This window comes from Rhodoflexus caldus (genome assembly GCF_021206925.1).
Lineage (GTDB): Bacteria > Bacteroidota > Bacteroidia > Cytophagales > Thermoflexibacteraceae > Rhodoflexus > Rhodoflexus caldus.
In genome coordinates, this window is the sequence record NZ_JAJPRF010000001.1 from 399,661 (window position 1) to 418,130 (window position 18,470).

General features: G+C 48.9%; 14 protein-coding genes. 9 read left to right on the forward strand and 5 right to left on the reverse strand.

What is annotated here, in order from left to right:
- Positions 1–68 precede the first annotated feature (68 nt).
- The 3 genes from NDK19_RS01655 to trxA all read left to right on the forward strand — a co-directional run bounded on the left by NDK19_RS01655 (position 69) and on the right by trxA (position 2,104).
- Positions 69–848: a LexA family transcriptional regulator gene (locus tag NDK19_RS01655; RefSeq protein ID WP_250630087.1), complete on the forward strand. Its 780-nt coding sequence runs from the start codon at positions 69–71 to the stop codon at positions 846–848.
- Positions 849–885: 37 nt separating this feature from the next.
- Positions 886–1,704, forward strand: a complete 819-nt coding sequence (locus NDK19_RS01660; RefSeq protein WP_250630088.1) for an alpha/beta hydrolase — start codon at positions 886–888, stop codon at positions 1,702–1,704.
- 79 nt (positions 1,705–1,783) lie between these two features.
- Positions 1,784–2,104 (forward strand): thioredoxin, encoded by a 321-nt coding sequence (trxA, locus tag NDK19_RS01665; protein ID WP_250630089.1) that lies wholly within the window; start codon positions 1,784–1,786, stop codon positions 2,102–2,104.
- An 85-nt stretch (positions 2,105–2,189) separates the two neighbouring features.
- On the opposite strand, the gene proS is transcribed toward trxA, so the two are convergent.
- The 4 genes from proS to NDK19_RS01685 form a co-directional block, all read right to left on the reverse strand.
- A complete protein-coding gene (gene proS, locus NDK19_RS01670) occupies positions 2,190–3,671 on the reverse strand; it encodes a proline--tRNA ligase (protein ID WP_250630090.1) in 1,482 nt (493 codons plus the stop codon).
- Positions 3,672–3,750: 79 nt separating this feature from the next.
- Positions 3,751–4,176, reverse strand: a complete 426-nt coding sequence (locus tag NDK19_RS01675) for a type II toxin-antitoxin system VapC family toxin (protein ID WP_250630091.1) — start codon at positions 4,174–4,176, stop codon at positions 3,751–3,753.
- Complete coding sequence (locus NDK19_RS01680; RefSeq protein WP_250630092.1) at positions 4,173–4,436, reverse strand: hypothetical protein; 264 nt, start codon at positions 4,434–4,436, stop codon at positions 4,173–4,175. The genes NDK19_RS01675 and NDK19_RS01680 overlap by 4 nt, the downstream gene beginning before the upstream one ends.
- A 242-nt stretch (positions 4,437–4,678) precedes the next feature.
- Positions 4,679–5,176, reverse strand: a complete 498-nt coding sequence (locus NDK19_RS01685; protein ID WP_250630093.1) for a hypothetical protein — start codon at positions 5,174–5,176, stop codon at positions 4,679–4,681.
- A 291-nt stretch (positions 5,177–5,467) separates the two neighbouring features.
- Here NDK19_RS01685 and NDK19_RS01690 point away from each other — a divergent pair, with 291 nt between their 5' ends.
- From NDK19_RS01690 to NDK19_RS01715, 6 genes are all read left to right on the forward strand, one after another.
- Entirely contained in the window at positions 5,468–8,596 is a 3,129-nt protein-coding gene (locus NDK19_RS01690) for an efflux RND transporter permease subunit (protein WP_250630094.1), read from the forward strand.
- A 15-nt stretch (positions 8,597–8,611) separates the two neighbouring features.
- Positions 8,612–9,757: an efflux RND transporter periplasmic adaptor subunit gene (locus NDK19_RS01695; protein WP_250630095.1), complete on the forward strand. Its 1,146-nt coding sequence runs from the start codon at positions 8,612–8,614 to the stop codon at positions 9,755–9,757.
- Positions 9,758–9,847: 90 nt separating this feature from the next.
- On the forward strand, positions 9,848–10,576 hold the full coding sequence (gldF, locus tag NDK19_RS01700; protein WP_250630096.1) for a gliding motility-associated ABC transporter permease subunit GldF: 729 nt from the start codon (positions 9,848–9,850) through the stop codon (positions 10,574–10,576).
- Positions 10,577–10,706: 130 nt separating this feature from the next.
- Positions 10,707–12,107, forward strand: a complete 1,401-nt coding sequence (gene radA / locus NDK19_RS01705) for a DNA repair protein RadA (RefSeq protein ID WP_250630097.1) — start codon at positions 10,707–10,709, stop codon at positions 12,105–12,107.
- Between the two features lie 137 nt (positions 12,108–12,244).
- Positions 12,245–13,018 carry a LysM peptidoglycan-binding domain-containing protein gene (locus tag NDK19_RS01710; protein WP_250630098.1) on the forward strand — a complete coding sequence of 258 codons (774 nt, stop codon included), beginning with the start codon at positions 12,245–12,247 and terminating at the stop codon, positions 13,016–13,018.
- A 51-nt stretch (positions 13,019–13,069) separates the two neighbouring features.
- Positions 13,070–16,336, forward strand: a complete 3,267-nt coding sequence (locus NDK19_RS01715; protein WP_250630099.1) for an AsmA family protein — start codon at positions 13,070–13,072, stop codon at positions 16,334–16,336.
- 2 nt (positions 16,337–16,338) lie between these two features.
- Here the strand turns inward: NDK19_RS01715 and NDK19_RS01720 are convergent, their stop codons facing one another.
- On the reverse strand, positions 16,339–18,462 hold the full coding sequence (locus NDK19_RS01720; protein WP_250630100.1) for a 7TM diverse intracellular signaling domain-containing protein: 2,124 nt from the start codon (positions 18,460–18,462) through the stop codon (positions 16,339–16,341).
- Between the last annotated feature and the right edge of the window lie 8 nt (positions 18,463–18,470).

Sequence of the window (18,470 nt, forward strand, 5' to 3'; positions counted from 1 at the left end):
TTTGTCCGACAAACTTAATTATTAAAGATTTAAAAATCAATTTTTATTAATCAAATATTTAAAAATTTATGGAGGGAGCAGTTAGTCAGCGGTTGATAGAAATTATCGGGCACTTTGCCGATGGGAACGAAAAGCGCTTTGCAGAATCGATAGGTGTAAAACCTGCGGTTATCAATAACTACACCAAAGGCAAGCAACAGAGCAAACCCGGATTTGAAGTGCTGCAAAAAATGGCTGCTACCTACCCCACGCTTAATATTGAATGGATTTTGAGCGGCAACGGGCACATGCTCAAACGCACAACAGAGCATGAGCGAATTATGATGCTGCCGCAGCAAACATCGGCTGATATTGTGGCCGTGCCTGTAATTAACCGCCGAGCCGCTGCCAACTATTTGTCAGGTTATCAGACACAGGAGTATTTTGAAGAATTGGACGTTATCAACCTGCCCCGCAGTTTTGTCAAAGGCAAGCAATGTTATGCACTGCAAGTAACCGGAGACAGTATGGAGCCAACCTTATATGAAAACGACTATCTGATTTGCCACCTGATAGACCGCAGCGAGTGGGAATATTTGGACGAAGGGCAGGTTTGCGTAGTGGTTTCCGAACGAGGTTTGCAGGTAAAACGCATAAAAAACAAACTCCACAGCCAATACCTTACCCTTGTTTCCGATAACCCCAAACATCCGCCGTTTGATATGGAGCACAGCGAGGTAATGGAGATATGGAAGGTAAACTGGCGGCTTACCGACCAGTTAAGCCCTGCCTCCGAAGACCTTAACAACCGCATAGCACAGTTGGAGGCACGATTGGAGCGGGTAGAAAAACAACGGGCAAATGGCTGATTTTGGTTAATTTTGCCCTTTAAGCCGGCATCCGATTATGCAACAATCTCCAGCGGCAAACTATGCCGACTTAACTATCTATCTGGATTCCAAGCACTTGAAATTCGAGAAAAGGATAGACCTTTTTTTTCCGCACGGTCATCGGGCAGATGCACCCGCCTGCCTGCTGATTGTTAACGACGGACAGGATGCACAAGCCTTGCATCTTCGCGAAACTTTACACAAACTGACAGCCAAAAAAGCCGTCCGACCTACCATTATAGCCGCTGTACATGCCACAGAACGCATTCAGGAATACGGTACAGCCAACATCCCCGATTATGCCAAGCGCGGCAGCAAGGCTCATCTGTACACTGCCTTTTTGATAGAAGAATTGATGCCGGCACTTGAACAGCGTTTTGTGCTTGCTCAACAAGCCGACTGTCGGGCTATATTCGGCTGTTCGCTGGGTGGCCTTTCCGCATTTGATATTGCATGGCATCATTCGTGGCTGTTTGGTCGCGTGGGCGTTTGCTCCGGTGCTTTTTGGTGGCGCAAACACTCCGCCAATGACAGTTTTGCCAACTCCGACCGCATTATTCATGCAGTTGTGCGCAATGGTCATCATAAGCGCGGGTTAAAATTTTGGTTTGAAGCCGGCACGGACGATGAAAAGGAAGACCGCAACAATAACGGAATTATTGACGCCATAGACGATACGCTTGACCTGATTGGCGAATTACATCACAAAGGATATAATACCTTGACAGATGTGCGCTACTTAGAAATACAAGGCGGGCAGCACAACCAGCGCACATGGGCAAAGGCTTTCCCCGATTTTATGCTATGGGCTTTCGGATATTTGCCGACTACCTGACGATTTGTCGCAAACTTATTTACCTGCACAATTGTTGTATTAGGAGTTTTGAACTTAAAATAAAAAAACATCTTAAATTATGGCAAAAGCTATCGAATTAACGGACAGCAATTTTGAACAATACATCAATGGCGACCGGCCTGTATTGGTAGATTTTTGGGCAGAGTGGTGCGGCCCCTGCAAAATGATTGGCCCGGCTATCGAACAAATGGCTGCTGAACTGGAAGGCAAAGCCATTATCGGTAAGGTAAACGTAGATGAGCAATCACGCATTCCCGCTATTTTTGACATTCGCAGCATCCCTACCCTGATGGTGTTTAAAAACGGTCAGGTAGTAGCCAAAAAAATAGGTGCTGCTCCCAAAAGTGAGCTGGTAAAATTGCTCGAGCCACATATGTAGTTCTTGCTCCCCGATACAAAACATGAGTCATCCCGAAAAATTCAGGATGACTCATTTATTTTTTATCGTCAGACTTCGTAAAATCTTAATATGCCCGCGCAAACAATACGCGCTCTTTGGAAGGTTTGCCCGTCAGGATGCACTTGCCTTCTTCCTGCGGATTGTCTAACGGAATGCAGCGGATAGTTGCTTTGGTTTCGGCTTTGATGCGCTCTTCGGTTTCGCCCGTGCCGTCCCAGTGCGCGCTGATGAAGCCGCCTTTGGTTTCCAGCACTTCTTTAAACTCTTCGTAGCTGTCCACGCGGGTAATCATGCTGTCGCGGAAATTTTTGGCGCGTTGGTAGATAGAGTCATGAATGGTGTCCAGCATTTTAGGCACATAATCGTAAATACTGTCCATGCCGATGATTTCTTTTGTTTTCGTATCGCGGCGGGCTACCTCTACGGTGTTGTTTTCCAAATCTTTCGGACCGATGGCAATGCGCAACGGAACGCCTTTCAGTTCCCATTCGGCAAACTTGAAGCCCGGCTTGTGCGTGTCGCGGTTGTCGTGCTTTACGGAAATACCCGCTTTGCGCAACTGCTGTGCAATGTCGGCGGCTTTGGCATTGACGGCGTTCATTTCCTCATCGCTGCGGTAAATCGGTACGATGACTACCTGAATGGGGGCAAGGTTCGGCGGCAGTACCAAGCCGTCATCGTCCGAATGTGCCATAATCAGCGCACCCATCAGGCGCGTACTCACGCCCCACGAAGTACCCCAAACAAAATCTTGCTTGCCTTCTTTGGTTGTAAAGCGCACGTCAAAGGCTTTGGCGAAGTTTTGACCCAAAAAGTGCGAAGTGCCTGCCTGCAATGCTTTGCCGTCTTGCATCAGTGCTTCAATACAGTAGGTATCTACCGCGCCCGCGAAGCGTTCGTTGGCAGTTTTTACGCCTTTGATAACAGGCATTGCCATGTGTTTTTCGGCAAATTCGGCGTACACGTTCAGCATTTGTACGGTTTCTTCAACAGCTTCCTGCGCGGTGGCGTGTGCCGTGTGTCCTTCTTGCCAGAGGAACTCTGCGGTGCGCAAAAACAAACGCGTGCGCATTTCCCAGCGAACCACGTTTGCCCACTGATTGATGAGCAGCGGCAGGTCGCGGTAGCTCTGAATCCAATTGCGGTAGGTGTTCCAGATAACCGTTTCCGATGTGGGGCGCACAATGAGTTCTTCTTCCAATTTGGCTTCGGGGTCAACAATTACGCCGCTGCCGTCGGGTGCATTTTTAAGCCTGTAATGCGTAACAACGGCACATTCTTTGGCAAAACCCTCTACGTGCGAAGCCTCTTTGCTCAGGTACGACTTGGGGATGAAAAGAGGGAAATAGGCGTTCACGTGTCCGGTGTCTTTGAACATTTTATCCAACGTGTCGCGCATTTTTTCCCAGATGGTAAAGCCGTAGGGCTTAATCACCATGCAACCTTTAATGGATGAATGTTCGGCAAGGTCTGCCTTTTTGACAAGTTCGTTGTACCAGCCCGAATAGTCTTCGCTGCGTTTAGGTAATGCTTTATTATTGCTCATAGTGGCGTGCTTTCTTTGCGTGCAAAACTAAGTCGCAAAGTTAGGCTTTGCGGGGCAGATGCTCAAACAGGCGGCGGAATTACCGAATGGGCAAGTTTTCCGATACAAAAAGTTGTTCAAGCAGCGTGTCAAAAGTTTTATTGACAGTTACTTCTTGACGAAGGCTAATTGCGGTTGCCAATTGTATGGAATCAAGCGTGCGCAGCCCTTGGTGACCGTATTTTTTGAGTAAAGCCCATGCATTCTCAATAATGGAATTACCGATATCCACTATTTGATAATGACGCAAGTCAAACATAAACGATGCTGATAATGCTTCGGCTTCGGGTTGGGTAAGATGTCCCGTGCGAACTTTTTTGCGAATAGCAGACTCAAATTCCAACAAACTTATTTTTGATAAATATATTCGGGTAATATTTTTGGAAAAAAGCAAATCCATTTCAGCAGTACCTGTTTCTGGACTGTACAGTTTGACTAATGCTGAAGTATCCAAAAATACAATCATTGATAGCTGCGTCTTTCTTCTATGACTGTTTCACCCAAATGCAAATTTTTGCCTGCCAGCAGGCGACGGGTTTTTGCAAATGAAAACTCATGAGCAGATAAGGCAGCGGTTTCTTTTGCGGGTACGGCTTCTTCCATACTTGAAGCCGATGAGCGCATAAGCATCTTGCGGATTTTTTGCTGTAAATAATCCCAAACCGCCCATAATTCCGCCGTATCCAATTTTTCTAATTCCTGCAACAAAAAATCTACTCTTGACATAAGTTTATTGCTTTGAGTCTTTCATGTACAACAACTTTTCTAAGGTACGAATTCCTAAGCGGATTAGTTGACGGCATAAATTTATCGGTGAGTTTTTTTCATAAAAACGGCATTTGACGGGGCAGATGCTCAAACAGGCGGCGGAATTACCGAACGGGCAAGTTTTCCGATACAAAAAGTTGTTCAAGCAAAATACAATCATAGCTGCGCCCATATGCAGATTTTGCCTGAAAATTGCTTGACTACCTTACCTCAAAGCGCCAACCTTTAGATTTTCGGAAGGCACGCTTATTATTTTGGATACTTCTTGTGGTAGAACTTCCAACACCCATTCCTATTACAAAGCCTTGCATGTAATTGAACTGCCTGCTGCCAAATAGTGGACTACCATACAATGCAGCAACCCCGGCTCCGACCGCAACATTGACCGTACTCCATAATAATGCCCTTCCTACCGGATTTTTACGCGGAAGAAAAATAGCTTGGGTATATTCCAGATTAATGGCATGTGATGATGTCTCTGCACCGCCAAATGCCAGTACAGGTTGTCCTTCCTGAGTAAACTGTAATATTCCCGATATACTTAAACCGGGTCCATACTGCACTTCCAACAAATCCCCCTTAGGTATAACACGAGTTCGCTTACCTTTGGTAAGAATAATAGACTCTTGTGCTAAGGCAGAGAAGCTAAGTGTGATGATTAACATCACGGCAATGGATAACAAAACTTTGATTTTCATAAGATTGATTGATTTGAAGCAAAATATCAGCTTTTTAACAGTAAACCAATAATTATCCAACCGTTTTGATGTTTTTTTTTATAAAGTAGTTTCTATATATATTTCAACAATCTACTCAGCTATGCTGTCAATCATTTAAAATCGTCCACCCATTTACCAATCAAGACTGATTTCAAATTGCGGCATTTTTTGCAATACAGGCGCGGAAGTCCGTAAATTAGCCGCGCTGATTAGACATATTTTTTTGCAAATCGTCAATCAACAATCACCACTTGTCAATCACAAACGTTCATGGATGCAATCATTGCATTTTCGGTGCGCAACAAACTCATCATCGGTTTGCTGATGCTCATCTGGGTAATTTGGGGGGGCTATTCGGCTACTAAAATTGCGCTGGATGCCGTACCCGACATCACCAACAATCAGGTGCAGGTTATTACCCAATCCCCTTCGCTTTCCCCGCAAGAGGTAGAAAAATTTATCACTTTTCCCATAGAATTGGCAATGGCAAACGTGCAGCGCAAAGTGGAAATCCGTTCCATTTCGCGCTACGGGCTGTCGGTTGTTACCATTGTTTTTGAGGAAGGCATGGATATTTTGCAGGCGCGCCAATTGGTAGCCGAACAGTTGCGCATTGCCGAAGCCAACATTCCGCCCGAATTCGGCAAACCCGAAATGATGCCGATTACTACGGGGCTTGGCGAAATTTATCAGTACGTTTTGCAGGTGCAACCGGGCTACGAAAGCCGCTATTCGCCTATGGAATTGCGCACCATTCAGGATTGGTTGGTGAAACGCTACTTGGCGGGCATCCCCGGCATTGCCGACGTGAGCAGTTTCGGCGGTTTTGTGAAGCAATACGAAGTTTCCGTGCTGCCCGACCGCCTGCGCAGCTTCGGACTAACGCCTATGGATTTGTTCCGCGCTTTGCAGATGAACAATCAGAACACGGGCGGCAGCTACATGGAACGCGGGCAGCGGGCTTTCTACATCCGCGCCGAGGGGCTGGCGCAAGGCATCGCCGATATTGAAAAAATTGTCGTTACCCGAAAAGGCAACCTGCCCGTGTTGGTGCGCGATGTGGCAACCGTACAGTTGGGTTTTGCCCCGCGATTCGGTGCCATGACCAAAGACGGCAAAGGCGAAGTCGTGGGCGGCATTACGCTCATGCTCAAAGGCGCAAACTCTTCCGATGCCATTGCCAACGTGAAGGCACGCGTGGCACAGGTGCAAAAAATTCTGCCCGAAGGCATCCGCATAGAGCCTTACTTAGACCGCAGCATTTTGGTAGAAAAAACCATCCGAACGGTGGCGCAAAATTTGACCGAAGGCGGCTTGATTGTCGTTGCCGTGCTGGTGCTGATGCTGGGTAACTTGCGGGCGGGCTTGGTCGTGGCTTCCGTGATTCCGCTGTCGTTCCTTTTTGCGCTGGGCATGATGGACTTGTTCGGCGTTTCCGCCAATCTGATGAGCTTGGGCGCGATAGACTTCGGGCTGATTGTGGACGGGGCAATCATCATTGTAGAGGCGATGATGCACCGCCTGCACGGCGGCGACTTGCCGCATCGGCTTAGCGCGGCTCAAATGGACGAGGAAGTGATTCTGACCGCTGCCAAAATTCGCCGTTCGGCAGCCTTCGGCGAGCTGATTATCCTGATGGTTTACCTGCCGATTCTGGCACTGACCGGCATTGAGGGCAAAATGTTCAAGCCGATGGCGCAAACCGTAGGCTTTGCCATTTTCGGGGCGTTGTTGCTCTCTTTTACCTACGTGCCGATGGCTTCCGCGCTGTTTTTGTCTAAACATACGGTCAAAAAGGTTAATTTTTCCGACCGCATGGTTGAATGGCTGCACGGCTTTTATCGCCCCGTGCTGTTGCTGGCTTTGCGCCACAAGGCACTTTTCCTCACGCTGATTGCGGCAATATTTGCGGGCTGTTTGTGGCTGTTTTCGCGCATGGGCGGCGAGTTCATCCCGACGCTGGACGAAGGCGACCTTGCCTGTCAGCAGGTAGTTCCCGTCGGCACGTCGCTGTCGGAAAGCATACGCACCTCGCTGGAAATGCAGAAAATCCTGCTCAAACATTTTCCCGACGAGGTAAAAACCATTGTTGCCAAAACGGGTTCGGCAGAAATTCCCACCGACCCGATGGGCGTGGAAGATTCCGACATTGCCATTGTGATGCACCCGCGTTCGCAGTGGAAAAAAGCCCAAGACCGCGAAACCATTTCCAACCTGATGAAAGCCAAACTTGCCGAATACATGCCTTGGGTGAGCTACGAGTTTACGCAGCCCATTCAGTTGCGTTTCAACGAACTGATGACGGGCGTAAAAAGCGATGTTGCCATCAAAATTTTTGGCGAAGATTTGGACGTGCTGGCAGAAAAAGGCGCAGAGGCTGCCCAACTGATTGCCAAAATTCAGGGGGCGGGCGACGTTCGCGTGGAACAAACCGCAGGTATGCCGCAGTTAGTCGTGCGCTATAAGCGCGATAAAGTGGCACAATACGGGCTTTCCATAGAAGAACTGAACCGCACCGTACAAATTGCCTTTGCAGGGCTTGCCGCGGGAACGGTCTATGAAGGCGAGCGGCGTTTTGATTTGGTAGCAAGGCTGCCGCAACAGATGCGCCACCGGCTCAACGACATTGCCAATTTGTACGTCAATTTGCCCGACGGCAATCAGGTGTTGCTCAAAGAAGTAGCCGATATTGTGGAAGAACAGGGCGTTTCGCTCATCACCCGCGAGGATACGCGGCGCCGCATCGTCATTGGCGTAAACGTCCGCAACCGCGACGTGGAATCGTTCATTGGTGAGGTGGAAAAAACGCTGGCAAGCCGTCTGAAACTGCCGCCCGGGTACAGCATCGTGTACGGCGGTCAGTTTGAAAACTTGCAGGCAGCAAAAGCGCGTTTGAGCGTTGCCGTTCCCGCTGCGCTGGGGCTGATTCTGATTTTGTTGTATTTTACTTTTACTTCTGTTCGGCAGTCGTTGCTCATCTTTTCCGCCGTTCCGCTGGCGGCTATCGGCGGCATTTTGGCGCTGTGGCTGCGCGATATGCCTTTCAGCATTTCGGCGGGTGTCGGCTTTATTGCCCTGTTTGGCGTTGCCGTACTGAACGGCATTGTGCTTATCGGGCAGTTTAACCACCTCAAACACGACGGCATCGGCGATATTCGCAGCCGCGTGCTGGAAGGTACGCACATCCGTTTCCGCCCGATTCTGACTACGGCAATGGTAGCGGCTTTGGGCTTTCTGCCGATGGCAACATCCACACAGGCGGGGGCAGAGGTGCAAAAACCGCTGGCAACCGTTGTTATCGGCGGGTTGATAACCGCTTTGTTACTTACTTTGTTGGTGCTGCCCGTTTTGTACGAATGGGCAGAGCGCACTTTTGAACGCTCAACAGAAAAAAATTAATCCGTACTGACAACCATGCGTAAAATTTTGTATGTATTGCTCTTGCCTGCCGTTTGGGCTTGTTCCGATAAGCAGCAAACCGACACTGCCGAAACAAGCACCCCGCAAAAAACACCCGCAACATCCGTAACGCTTAGCCGACAGCAGGCAGAGCAGGCAGGCATCCGTTGGGATACGCTGCAACGGCGCAATATTGGCATTGCCGTAGCCGCCAACGGCACGTTGGAAGTACCGCCTTCGGAAAATATTTCCATTACGGCAGTAATGGGCGGAATTGTTAAAAAAACCGACCTTTTGGCGGGTATGACCGTCAAAAAAGGTGATGTATTGGCGGTATTGGAACACCCCGATTACATCCGCCTGCAACAGAACTATTTGGAAGCCCGCAACCAACTGACCTACGCCGAAAAAGAGTTGCGCCGTCAGGAAGAGCTGTTAGCCGCCAACGCCACCGCCGCACAAAAGCAGGAAGCGGCGGAAAATGCCTATAACGCTGCCCGCATACAGGTACGCAGCTTGGGCAGCCAATTGGAAATGCTGGGCGTGGATATGGCAGCACTCAATCGCGGCGATATTCAGCCACAGGTGGTCATCAGAGCACCCATCAGCGGCAATGTTACCGAAGTGGGCATCAATACGGGCAAGTTCGTAGCCGCCAACGAAATGCTTTGCAAAATCATCAGTCAAGAACATTTACACATTGTGCTGAAAGTTTTTGAGCGCGATGTGCTGAAAGTTCGCGTAGGGCAGCCCGTAACAGTGCGCATTATGGGCGCTGAAAAAGAATACAAAGCAAAAATTATTTTGGTCAATCGCGCATTTGACAACGCGACCAAGAGTGTGGAAGTACAGGCACACTTTGACCGCGACGATGTTACACTCAAACCCGGCATGTTCGTAGAAGCACAAATCCATACCAACGACATGCCGCACGAGTCGTTGCCCGACGATGCGCTTGTCAAAGAAGACGACCGTTGGTATGCCTTCGCCTTGAAGGAACAAGTGTCGGACAATCTCACTTTTGAAAAAATTCCGGTAGAAAAAATAGCTTCCGAAAGCGGCTTTTCGGCAATCGTCGTTCCGCCGCAGTGGAAAGGCAAGCCTTTTGTGCAGTCGGGTGTATATTACCTCACCTCTACTATGGACAAAGAGAGTGAGTGATTTTGTCGTATTTTAGCGGGATAAATGTAGGGACACGGCGTGCCTTGTCCCTACATACGTTAGGTCAGAAAATAAAAAACGCAAACCAACGTGTGGACGATATTTAAAAAGGAACTGAACAGTTTTTTCGGCTCATTGGTCGGTTATTTGGTCATCAGCATTTTTCTGGCGGGTGTGTGGCTGTTTGTCTGGCTTTTTCCCGATACAAGCATTTTGAGCTACGGATATGCAAGTATGGACGGCTTTTTTAACACTGTGCCGTTCGTATTCCTGTTTTTAGTTCCTGCCATTTGCATGAGGGCTTTCGCCGAGGAAAAGCGCAACGGCACACTGGAATGGCTGCTCACCAAACCATTGAGCGATTTGGAAATTGTGCTGGCAAAATACTTCGCCGCATGGGCTTTGACAGGCATTGCCTTGCTGCCAACGCTGGTTTACTACTATTCGGTTTATGAGTTGGGTTCGCCCAAAGGCAATATTGATACCGCAGCCGTTGTTGGGTCGTATGTCGGGCTTTTCCTGCTGGGCGGTGTTTTTGCCGCCATTGGTGTGTTTGCCTCTTCACTTACCGATAGCCAGATTGTAGCCTTCATTTTGGCTGTATTTTTCTGCTTTGTGGCGTATTTCGGGCTAGGTGCGGTGGCTTCGCTGGATTTGTGGTCAGACAGTGCCGTTATTTTGGCGCAACTCGGGCTGGACTACCATTACAGCGCGCTCGGTCGCGGACTGATTGATTCGCGCAATGTGCTGTACCTGTTGAGTGCTGCGCTTATCTTCAATTATTTAACATGGCTGGTTTTGCGCAGCCGCAAATGGTAACGGCGATATATGCACGCGGATTTTGGCAGACGGCACGGATAAACGCCGATTAAGCTATTTTATCCAATAAAAATCCGCGTAAACCCGCGTTATCTGCCTGAAATCAGCGTTCTTCTAAAAAAGATACACAATGGCTGCCAAACTCAAAACCTCCTATTTCTGCCAGAATTGCGGCTATCAGTCGGCCAAATGGATGGGTAAATGCCCCTCTTGCCAACAATGGAACAGCTTTGCCGAAGAAATTATTGCCAAAGAAGACAAAGCCAAACCTACATGGCGCAGCGAAGGCAAGCAGTCCGTAGCCCCGAAGCCTAAGCCCATTGCAGAGATAGACTACACCGAGCAACCGCGCCACATCACGCCCGACAAAGAACTGAACCGCGTACTCGGCGGCGGCATCGTGCCGGGCAGCATCGTACTCATTGGCGGCGAGCCGGGCATTGGCAAGTCCACACTCTTGCTGCAAATCGCCCTGAATATGCCCCTGAAAGTGCTGTATATTTCGGGCGAAGAAAGCGAACAGCAAATCAAGATGCGGGCAGAGCGCATTGAACTGCCCGAAAATAAATCCATCACACCTGCGACGCAAAGCGAGTGCTTCATTCTGACCGAAACCAACACGCAGCATATTTTTAAACACATAGAGCAGTTAGAACCCGAACTGCTCATTGTGGACTCCATTCAAACAATGGCAACTTCGCACATTGAGTCGGCGGCAGGCAGCGTGTCGCAAGTCCGCGAATGTACCGCAGAGCTGTTGCGCTATGCTAAAGAAAGCGGCACACCTGTTTTTCTGATTGGGCACATCACCAAAGAAGGCACACTGGCAGGCCCCAAAGTGCTGGAACACATGGTGGATACCGTGCTGCAATTTGAGGGCGACCGCCACCTGACTTACCGCATTTTGCGCACCATTAAAAACCGCTTTGGTTCTACTTCGGAACTCGGCATCTATGAGATGCGCACCGGCGGCCTGCGCGAAGTCGGCAATCCTTCGGAAATCTTACTCTCGCAGCGCGATGACCACCTCAGCGGTATCAGCATCGGCACGACGCTGGAAGGTAACCGCCCGCTGTTAATAGAAGTACAATCTTTGGTGAGTGCAGCCACCTACGGCACGCCGCAGCGCAGCAGCACGGGTTTTGACGCCAAACGACTGAATATGTTGCTGGCCGTGCTGGAAAAACGCGGAGGCTACCGACTCGGCACGCAAGACGTTTTTTTGAACATTGCCGGCGGTTTCCGCGTGGAAGACCCAGCCATTGACCTTGCCGTCTGCCTTTCCATCGTTTCATCGTATGAGGACATTGCCATTCCGCCGCACACCTGTTTTGCGGGCGAAGTGGGACTGGGTGGCGAAATCCGCGCCGTGAGCCGCATAGAAAACCGCATCGCCGAAGCCGAAAAGTTGGGCTTCCGGCAGATTTTCATTTCCCGCTACAACACCAAAGGCTTGGAAATGAGTCGCTTCAACATGAAAATCCATCCTGTTGCACATGTGGGCGAAGTGATTCAAAAACTTATAGTGTAGCTTTAACAAAAATATTCTAAGCCTTTTATTTGCAGTTAGTTAGCTTTTGCCTAACTTCGTTATACGATGCGTGCGCACATGCAGCGGCACGCTGTTGCATAACGAATTGAGGAATTGCTGTTCAAACGACACCGACCATGAAATCCCGCATATTATTTTTTCTGGCATTAACTGTTCTATCGGGCATTATTCGGCCATTAGATGCACAAACGCCGCCCAAGGATGGTAAAAAGATAAAATACACCGTTAAAAAAGGCGACAGCGTGAACGGCATTGCCCGCAAGTTTGGCATGAAGCCGCAAGAGGTGCTCGCACTGAATAACATCAAAAATGCCAACCACATCCGCGAAGGACAGGAAATTCTCGTTATTGACAATCAGCGTGCGGCAACCGATGCTATACCGGTGGTGGCGGCCTCGTCTGCTCCGGCTGCGGTAACAAAAGTGGAAACCAAGCGCTACCATGCCGTTATGCAGGGGGAAACACTCAACAGCATTGCTCGCCTCTACGGCACTACGGTAGCTAACCTGATGCAATGGAACAACCTGACAACAGCCAACACGGGCTTAAAACCCGGGCAAAAGTTGGTTGTGGGAGATTTAAGCAACGAAGTCAAGCAGGAACAGTTTCTCACCGGCAAAGGGCGCATCATCAACGAGCGCGGCATGGGCATGATGATTAGCGGGGTAGATGCTAAACTCAACGTTGCGCTGCATCGCTCGGCACCCGAAGGCAGTATGATTCGTATCTACAACGAAAGCACCAAGCGCGCCGTGCTGGCAAAAGTTATCGGTAAAATCCCTAACGTGGACAGCGATAAAAAAGTAATCGTTAAACTTTCCGCAGGTGCATGCCGTGCATTGGGCGTAATGAACGACCGATTCCCCGTAGAGGTTACTTACGAGAAATAAAACCGACATAGTGCCAAAATCAGTAGATTTGTGTAAACCAAATTACTACTGATGATTATTTTCCGCAAGCGCTACTGGTTAGTCGGCATTGTCGGCATATTGTTCTTAGCCGCCGTTGCGCCAATAGTCGTTATCCACTTTTATCAGGATAAAATCCGTGAGTACATTGTTTCAGCGTTAGACAGACAGTTTAAAGGACGCACCGAGCTTGCCGGTTTTCATGTAGCACCATTCGCCAATTTTCCCTATATATCGGTAGATTTGGAAGGCTTGCAATTTTTTGGCAGCACCGCCGATACTCTCCCGATTTATCGCTTCAACGATTTATACGTCGGTTTTGATGTGGCCGAGTTGATGCGCGGTAAATTGGATATCAAGCAGTTGCGTGCAGAAGGCGGCTTGTTGCATATCGTCATAGACAAAGACGGGCGCATCAACCTGTTGGAAGCAAAAAAATCAAAAGAAGAGTTGCAAGCCGACACTGCGGCAAGCGAAGCCCTGCATTTGGATTTGCAAAAAATACAACTGTCGGATTTTACACTCAAAGTAGATGACCGCGAGGGTAACAAATTTACCCATCTTGCCGTCAGCAATGCCAAAGGGAATTTCCGTTACACAGCGCAGGCCATTGACCTGAAGTGGGACATGGCGGCCGAACTTGCCGAATATACCGGCGGCACGACAACGCTGTTCCGCAATAAATACTTTGAGTTGCACAACAACATCAGCTACGACCTCTCCCGCGATTTTCTGGAAATTCGCCCCGGCAAGCTGACCCTGAAAAACGGTGAGTTGGATTTCAGCGGCACCATTGATTTTGCCAACGAAATGGATTTGAACCTGACATTCAACGGACGCAAAGAAAACTTTGACCTGTTTGTTTCACTTGCACCGGAGGCCGTTGTTCAGGCAATGGAACAGTTCAGCTCGCGCGGCGATATTTACCTGAAAGGCAGCATTACGGGAAAATCGCTGCATACACCTCCGCACATTGAGGTAGAACTTGGCTGTGCCAACACCTTTTTTGCACGCAAAGACACCCAAAAGGACATTATCCGCGACCTGTCATTCAAAGGATTTTTCAGCACAGGCGACTCCAACACGCTGGCAACTTCGGTTTTCTATCTGGAAAGCCTTTACGGCGCACCTGAAAACAGCTTCGTAAAAGGCACCCTGCGCGTGGAAAACTTTGAAAATCCGCTGATTAACATGGATTTTCACGCCGATATAGACCTGCGCTACCTGCCTGACTTTATGCCCGTAGGGATGCTGAAACAAAGCAGCGGCAAGGTGAAAATGGATATCGCCCTCAAAGAGTATGTTACACCCGACAACGTGCTGGAAGTTGCCGGCCAGTTACAGGACGGCACCGCCAGTCATATTGACTTTCAAAATGTCAGTTTGCTGCTCAAAGACTACCCCAACCCGATTCAGGACATCAACGGCAGTATTAGCTTAAACGGCGACCACCTGATTATTAAGCAGTTAAAGGCCAAAGTAGGCGACAGCGACCTGCAACTTTCCATGGAATTGGACGACATGCTCCACTTTTTCCATGGCGACGATGTACCCGTGGCTTTCAAGCTCAAAGCCGATGCCCGCAAAATATTGCCCGGTCAGTTGGTGCCTGCCAATATGCGCCCTGCTTTGGACAGTACGCTGGCGGCAGTTTGGCGCGATGAAATTTATGATTTCCATGCCGAATTGGACGTAAATACGACTTCGCGCACTTTGGATACATTCCACTACCTGCCTACACTGGCCATAGATTTTCATGATTTTCATTTCCGCTCTAAACTGTACCCGAACGACATCAAAGAAATCAAAGGGCATTTTGATATTAACGACCGCTACATTCGCCTGACCAACTTTACATTCCATGCAGGCGAAAGCAAAATGTACGGCAGTGCCGAAATTGCGCCTGTTGCACCGCTGCGCGTGCCTTCACGCAGAGAGTGGGTAAACTTCAAAGCCGATGTCAAAAGCCCGTATTTTGACGTAAAGCAATTGGTCTCTTACGATGGCAAGTGCCTGCTCAACGACCAGATTGAGCGCGAAATCATCCACGAACTGGATTTTAAAGGGCACGGACGCTTTTTTGCTAATGTTTTCAAAGAAGACGGGTTTGTTTCTGAACTGGAAATTGACCGACTGCTGCTCCAACTCAACGATTTTCCGCAGGTAGAACGTGTATCGGGCAAAATCACCACCGATACACTGGGCAGTGTACATATTCAAGATTTTACCGCTTCTGTCGGAAAAACCGACATCCGCACAACGCTTGACCTGCTGCATTTTCTGGATAACGACCTGAAAAACAAGAACATCAAAGGCTCGTTTGCTGCCAATTGGATTGATATGGACGAATTGATGGGTTATCAGGAAAAGGCGCAACCGAAACCTGCCGCTGCTACCCATCAGAACCCGCACGAAGAGGCATTCAACATCTTTGCGCTGAACTTCCCGAACATGAGCCTTGACGTACAAATCGGGCATTTCCGACACCATAAATACCTGATTGACAATATCAAAGGGCGCATTCGCACCACACCGCAACACTACGCCTACGTGGACAGCCTGCACTTAGACGCTGCCGACGGGCACATGGTTCTACATGGCTATTTCAACGGCTCTAACCCCAAGGATATTTACCTAACCGGCAAAATCCGCATGGAGCGCATTAATTTGAACAAGCTCATGTATAAGTTTGACAACTTCGGGCAGGACTATCTGGTAAGCAACAATGTGCGCGGCTTCCTCAGCGGAACGGTACAATCTACGGCGCACCTCTACCCTGACTTTACGGTAGATTTGGCAAAAACAAAAGCCCATGCCGAACTGACCATTCGCAACGGCAGGTTGCTGCGTTTTGCTCCCATGCACGCCATGGCGGACTTTATGGGCGATAAGAATTTGGATGACATTGCCTTCGGCGAAATGACCAACACACTGGACATCAAAGACGGGCACGTGTATATCCCTGCCATGAAATTAGCTTCCAGCATTGGCTATATGTACATCAGCGGCAGGCAGAATTTTGATGACAAATTGCAGATGGATTATGAAATCCGCCTGCCCCTGAGCCTGATTAAAGAAGCCTCTTGGAACTTCATGAAAAGCAAACTGTTCGGCAAAGGGAAAAAATCGGGCAGCGAGTCTGCCGCAACCACTCCCGAGCCACCCGCCGCCGATGAACTGCTGGAAGAAGAAAAGGAAATTATAGACGGCCAAAAAGGACTGATTCGCAAGTATGTGAATGTGCGCATTGCCGGAACAACCGAGGACTTCAAAATCAACTTGGGCAAGAAAAAGCAATAGGTTCAGCACAGCCTTGCGCCAATGACCAAAATATCATCAATTTGTCGGTAGTCGTTACCCATCCATGTATGGAGAGCCTTCGCAAACAGTTGCCGTTGTTCATCGGCAGAGCGCAACAGGCAGGAACTGTACAGTTCTTTAATTTGCTTGGCAAGAAACTTGCGCCCATGGCTGCCGCCAAACTGGTCTTGCAGGCCATCGCTGCAAAGCAATATTTGCGTGGGTTCATCAAGTGCAAATGTGTGGGTAAAAAACGACTGGTCGGGCGCGGTTTGCATCCCCCCCAAACTGATGCGTGAGGCTTTAACGGTAGTAAGCCCCGAATTGCGCAACAGATACAGCGGCATACGCGCACCGGCAAACGACAGCGTCCGCTCCTGATGATTAATCACGCAGATGCCCGCATCCATGCCATCGCGGTTGTGGGTTTCATCTTGTCGCAGTGCACGCATGATGCCTTCATTCATCGCCTGCAAAATGGCGGCTGGGTCGGTCAGGCGGCGGGCTACCACCATCTGCCGAAACATGTTAATGCCCAACATGGACATAAAACCGCCCGGTACGCCGTGTCCTGTACAGTCGGCTGCAATAATAATGGTGCAGTTGTCAATTTGCTCCACGCAGTAAAAATCGCCGCCTACGATGTCGCGGGGCTTGAAAAGCACAAACGAATCGGGCAGGTATTGGCGCATTTGTGCCAGTGAAGTCAGCGATGCTTCCTGTATGCGTTTGGCATAGTTCAAACTGGCGGTAATGTCGCGGTTTTTGTCTTCAATCTCTGTTTTCTGGGCATTGACCACCTGTAAAGTCTGGTTGAGTTCGTCCACTGTATCGTTCAGTTCTTTGGTGCGTTTCCATACGCGCTGTTCCAGTGTGGCGTTGGCTTCCTGCTGAATACGCAACGCTTCCATTTGCGCTTCTTTTTTCTCTTGTTCAATGCGGTTGCGTTCAAGGCGCGTTTTATCTGCCAAAGCGATAGACAGCGTAATGGATTCCAGCAAAATGGCTATTTCAAAACCATGCACCGTTACAAAGTTTTCGGGCAGAATGTTAGAGGTTTTGAGAATAAAGGCGGCGGCAAATATCAGGTAAAAGCAATAGGCAGCCAGATAAAACCGCGCTGCTTGGTTGCCCTTGCGCCATACCACAAAAGCAACTACTATCAGAAAAATAACGGAAAGAAGACTCAACGCCTTGATAACAGGCATGGCAACGTAGTAAGGAGCCGCAATAGAAGCCAGCAGCATCAGGCACTGAAACAACATGGCAACAACCGTAATGCGGAAAGTGCGCACCGAATAGCGGCGGATATCCAGAAAAACAAAGGCAAAAGCAACACCCATCAGAACACCCGATGTGGTAAAAACAGCAACCCATTTATTCTGCCAGCCCGCCGCATCGGTCAGGAAGTACTGGAACACATGCCCGCTAAGCGAAGCCTGAAATACCAAATTGGCAAGCACAAAAGAGATATACCACAAATAGCCCCAGTCTTTGATGTAAAAAAAGTAGAGCAGGTTGTTGAAAACAATGAGCAGCAATACACCAAAGAAAACACCGTAGCCCAACTCTTCCTTTTGCAGGATTTCGTAAAATGCCGATTTTTCAATCAGATTCAGGCGGGTATTTGTAGTGGTTTCGGAATACAGCCTGATATAGTAGGTCTGTGGTGCTGCCGTGATGCGCACAGGGAAAAGCGCCGTGCGATGCTCTATCAAGCGAATGTTGAAAGGTCGCATGTCGCCGGCCTGCAACTGCTGCCATTGGCCGTCATTTTGGGTGTAATAAAAATCAATTTCATCAACAAGCGGATAGCTGATTTGTAGAAAATATTCATCGTTCGTGCGTGTACTGTCGCCTTGTATGGCTATCCGCAGCCAGTAATTGGTTTTTATCCGATTGAAGTTGAATTCATCTTTTGCATAAGTAGCAAATTCGTTTTGCAAGGAGGCTATTTCGCCAATGTTCATTTGGTTAGTGGTATCGGCAAACACCTGCACATAGGCAGTTATGTTTTGTTTGCCGGGCTTCCCGACTATGGGAGTCTGCCCAAGTAGCGCACTGCCCCACAAGCAACACCAGCAAAGTGAAATAATTTGCCAAAAGCCGTTCATTCTCAATACCATAATCAAAT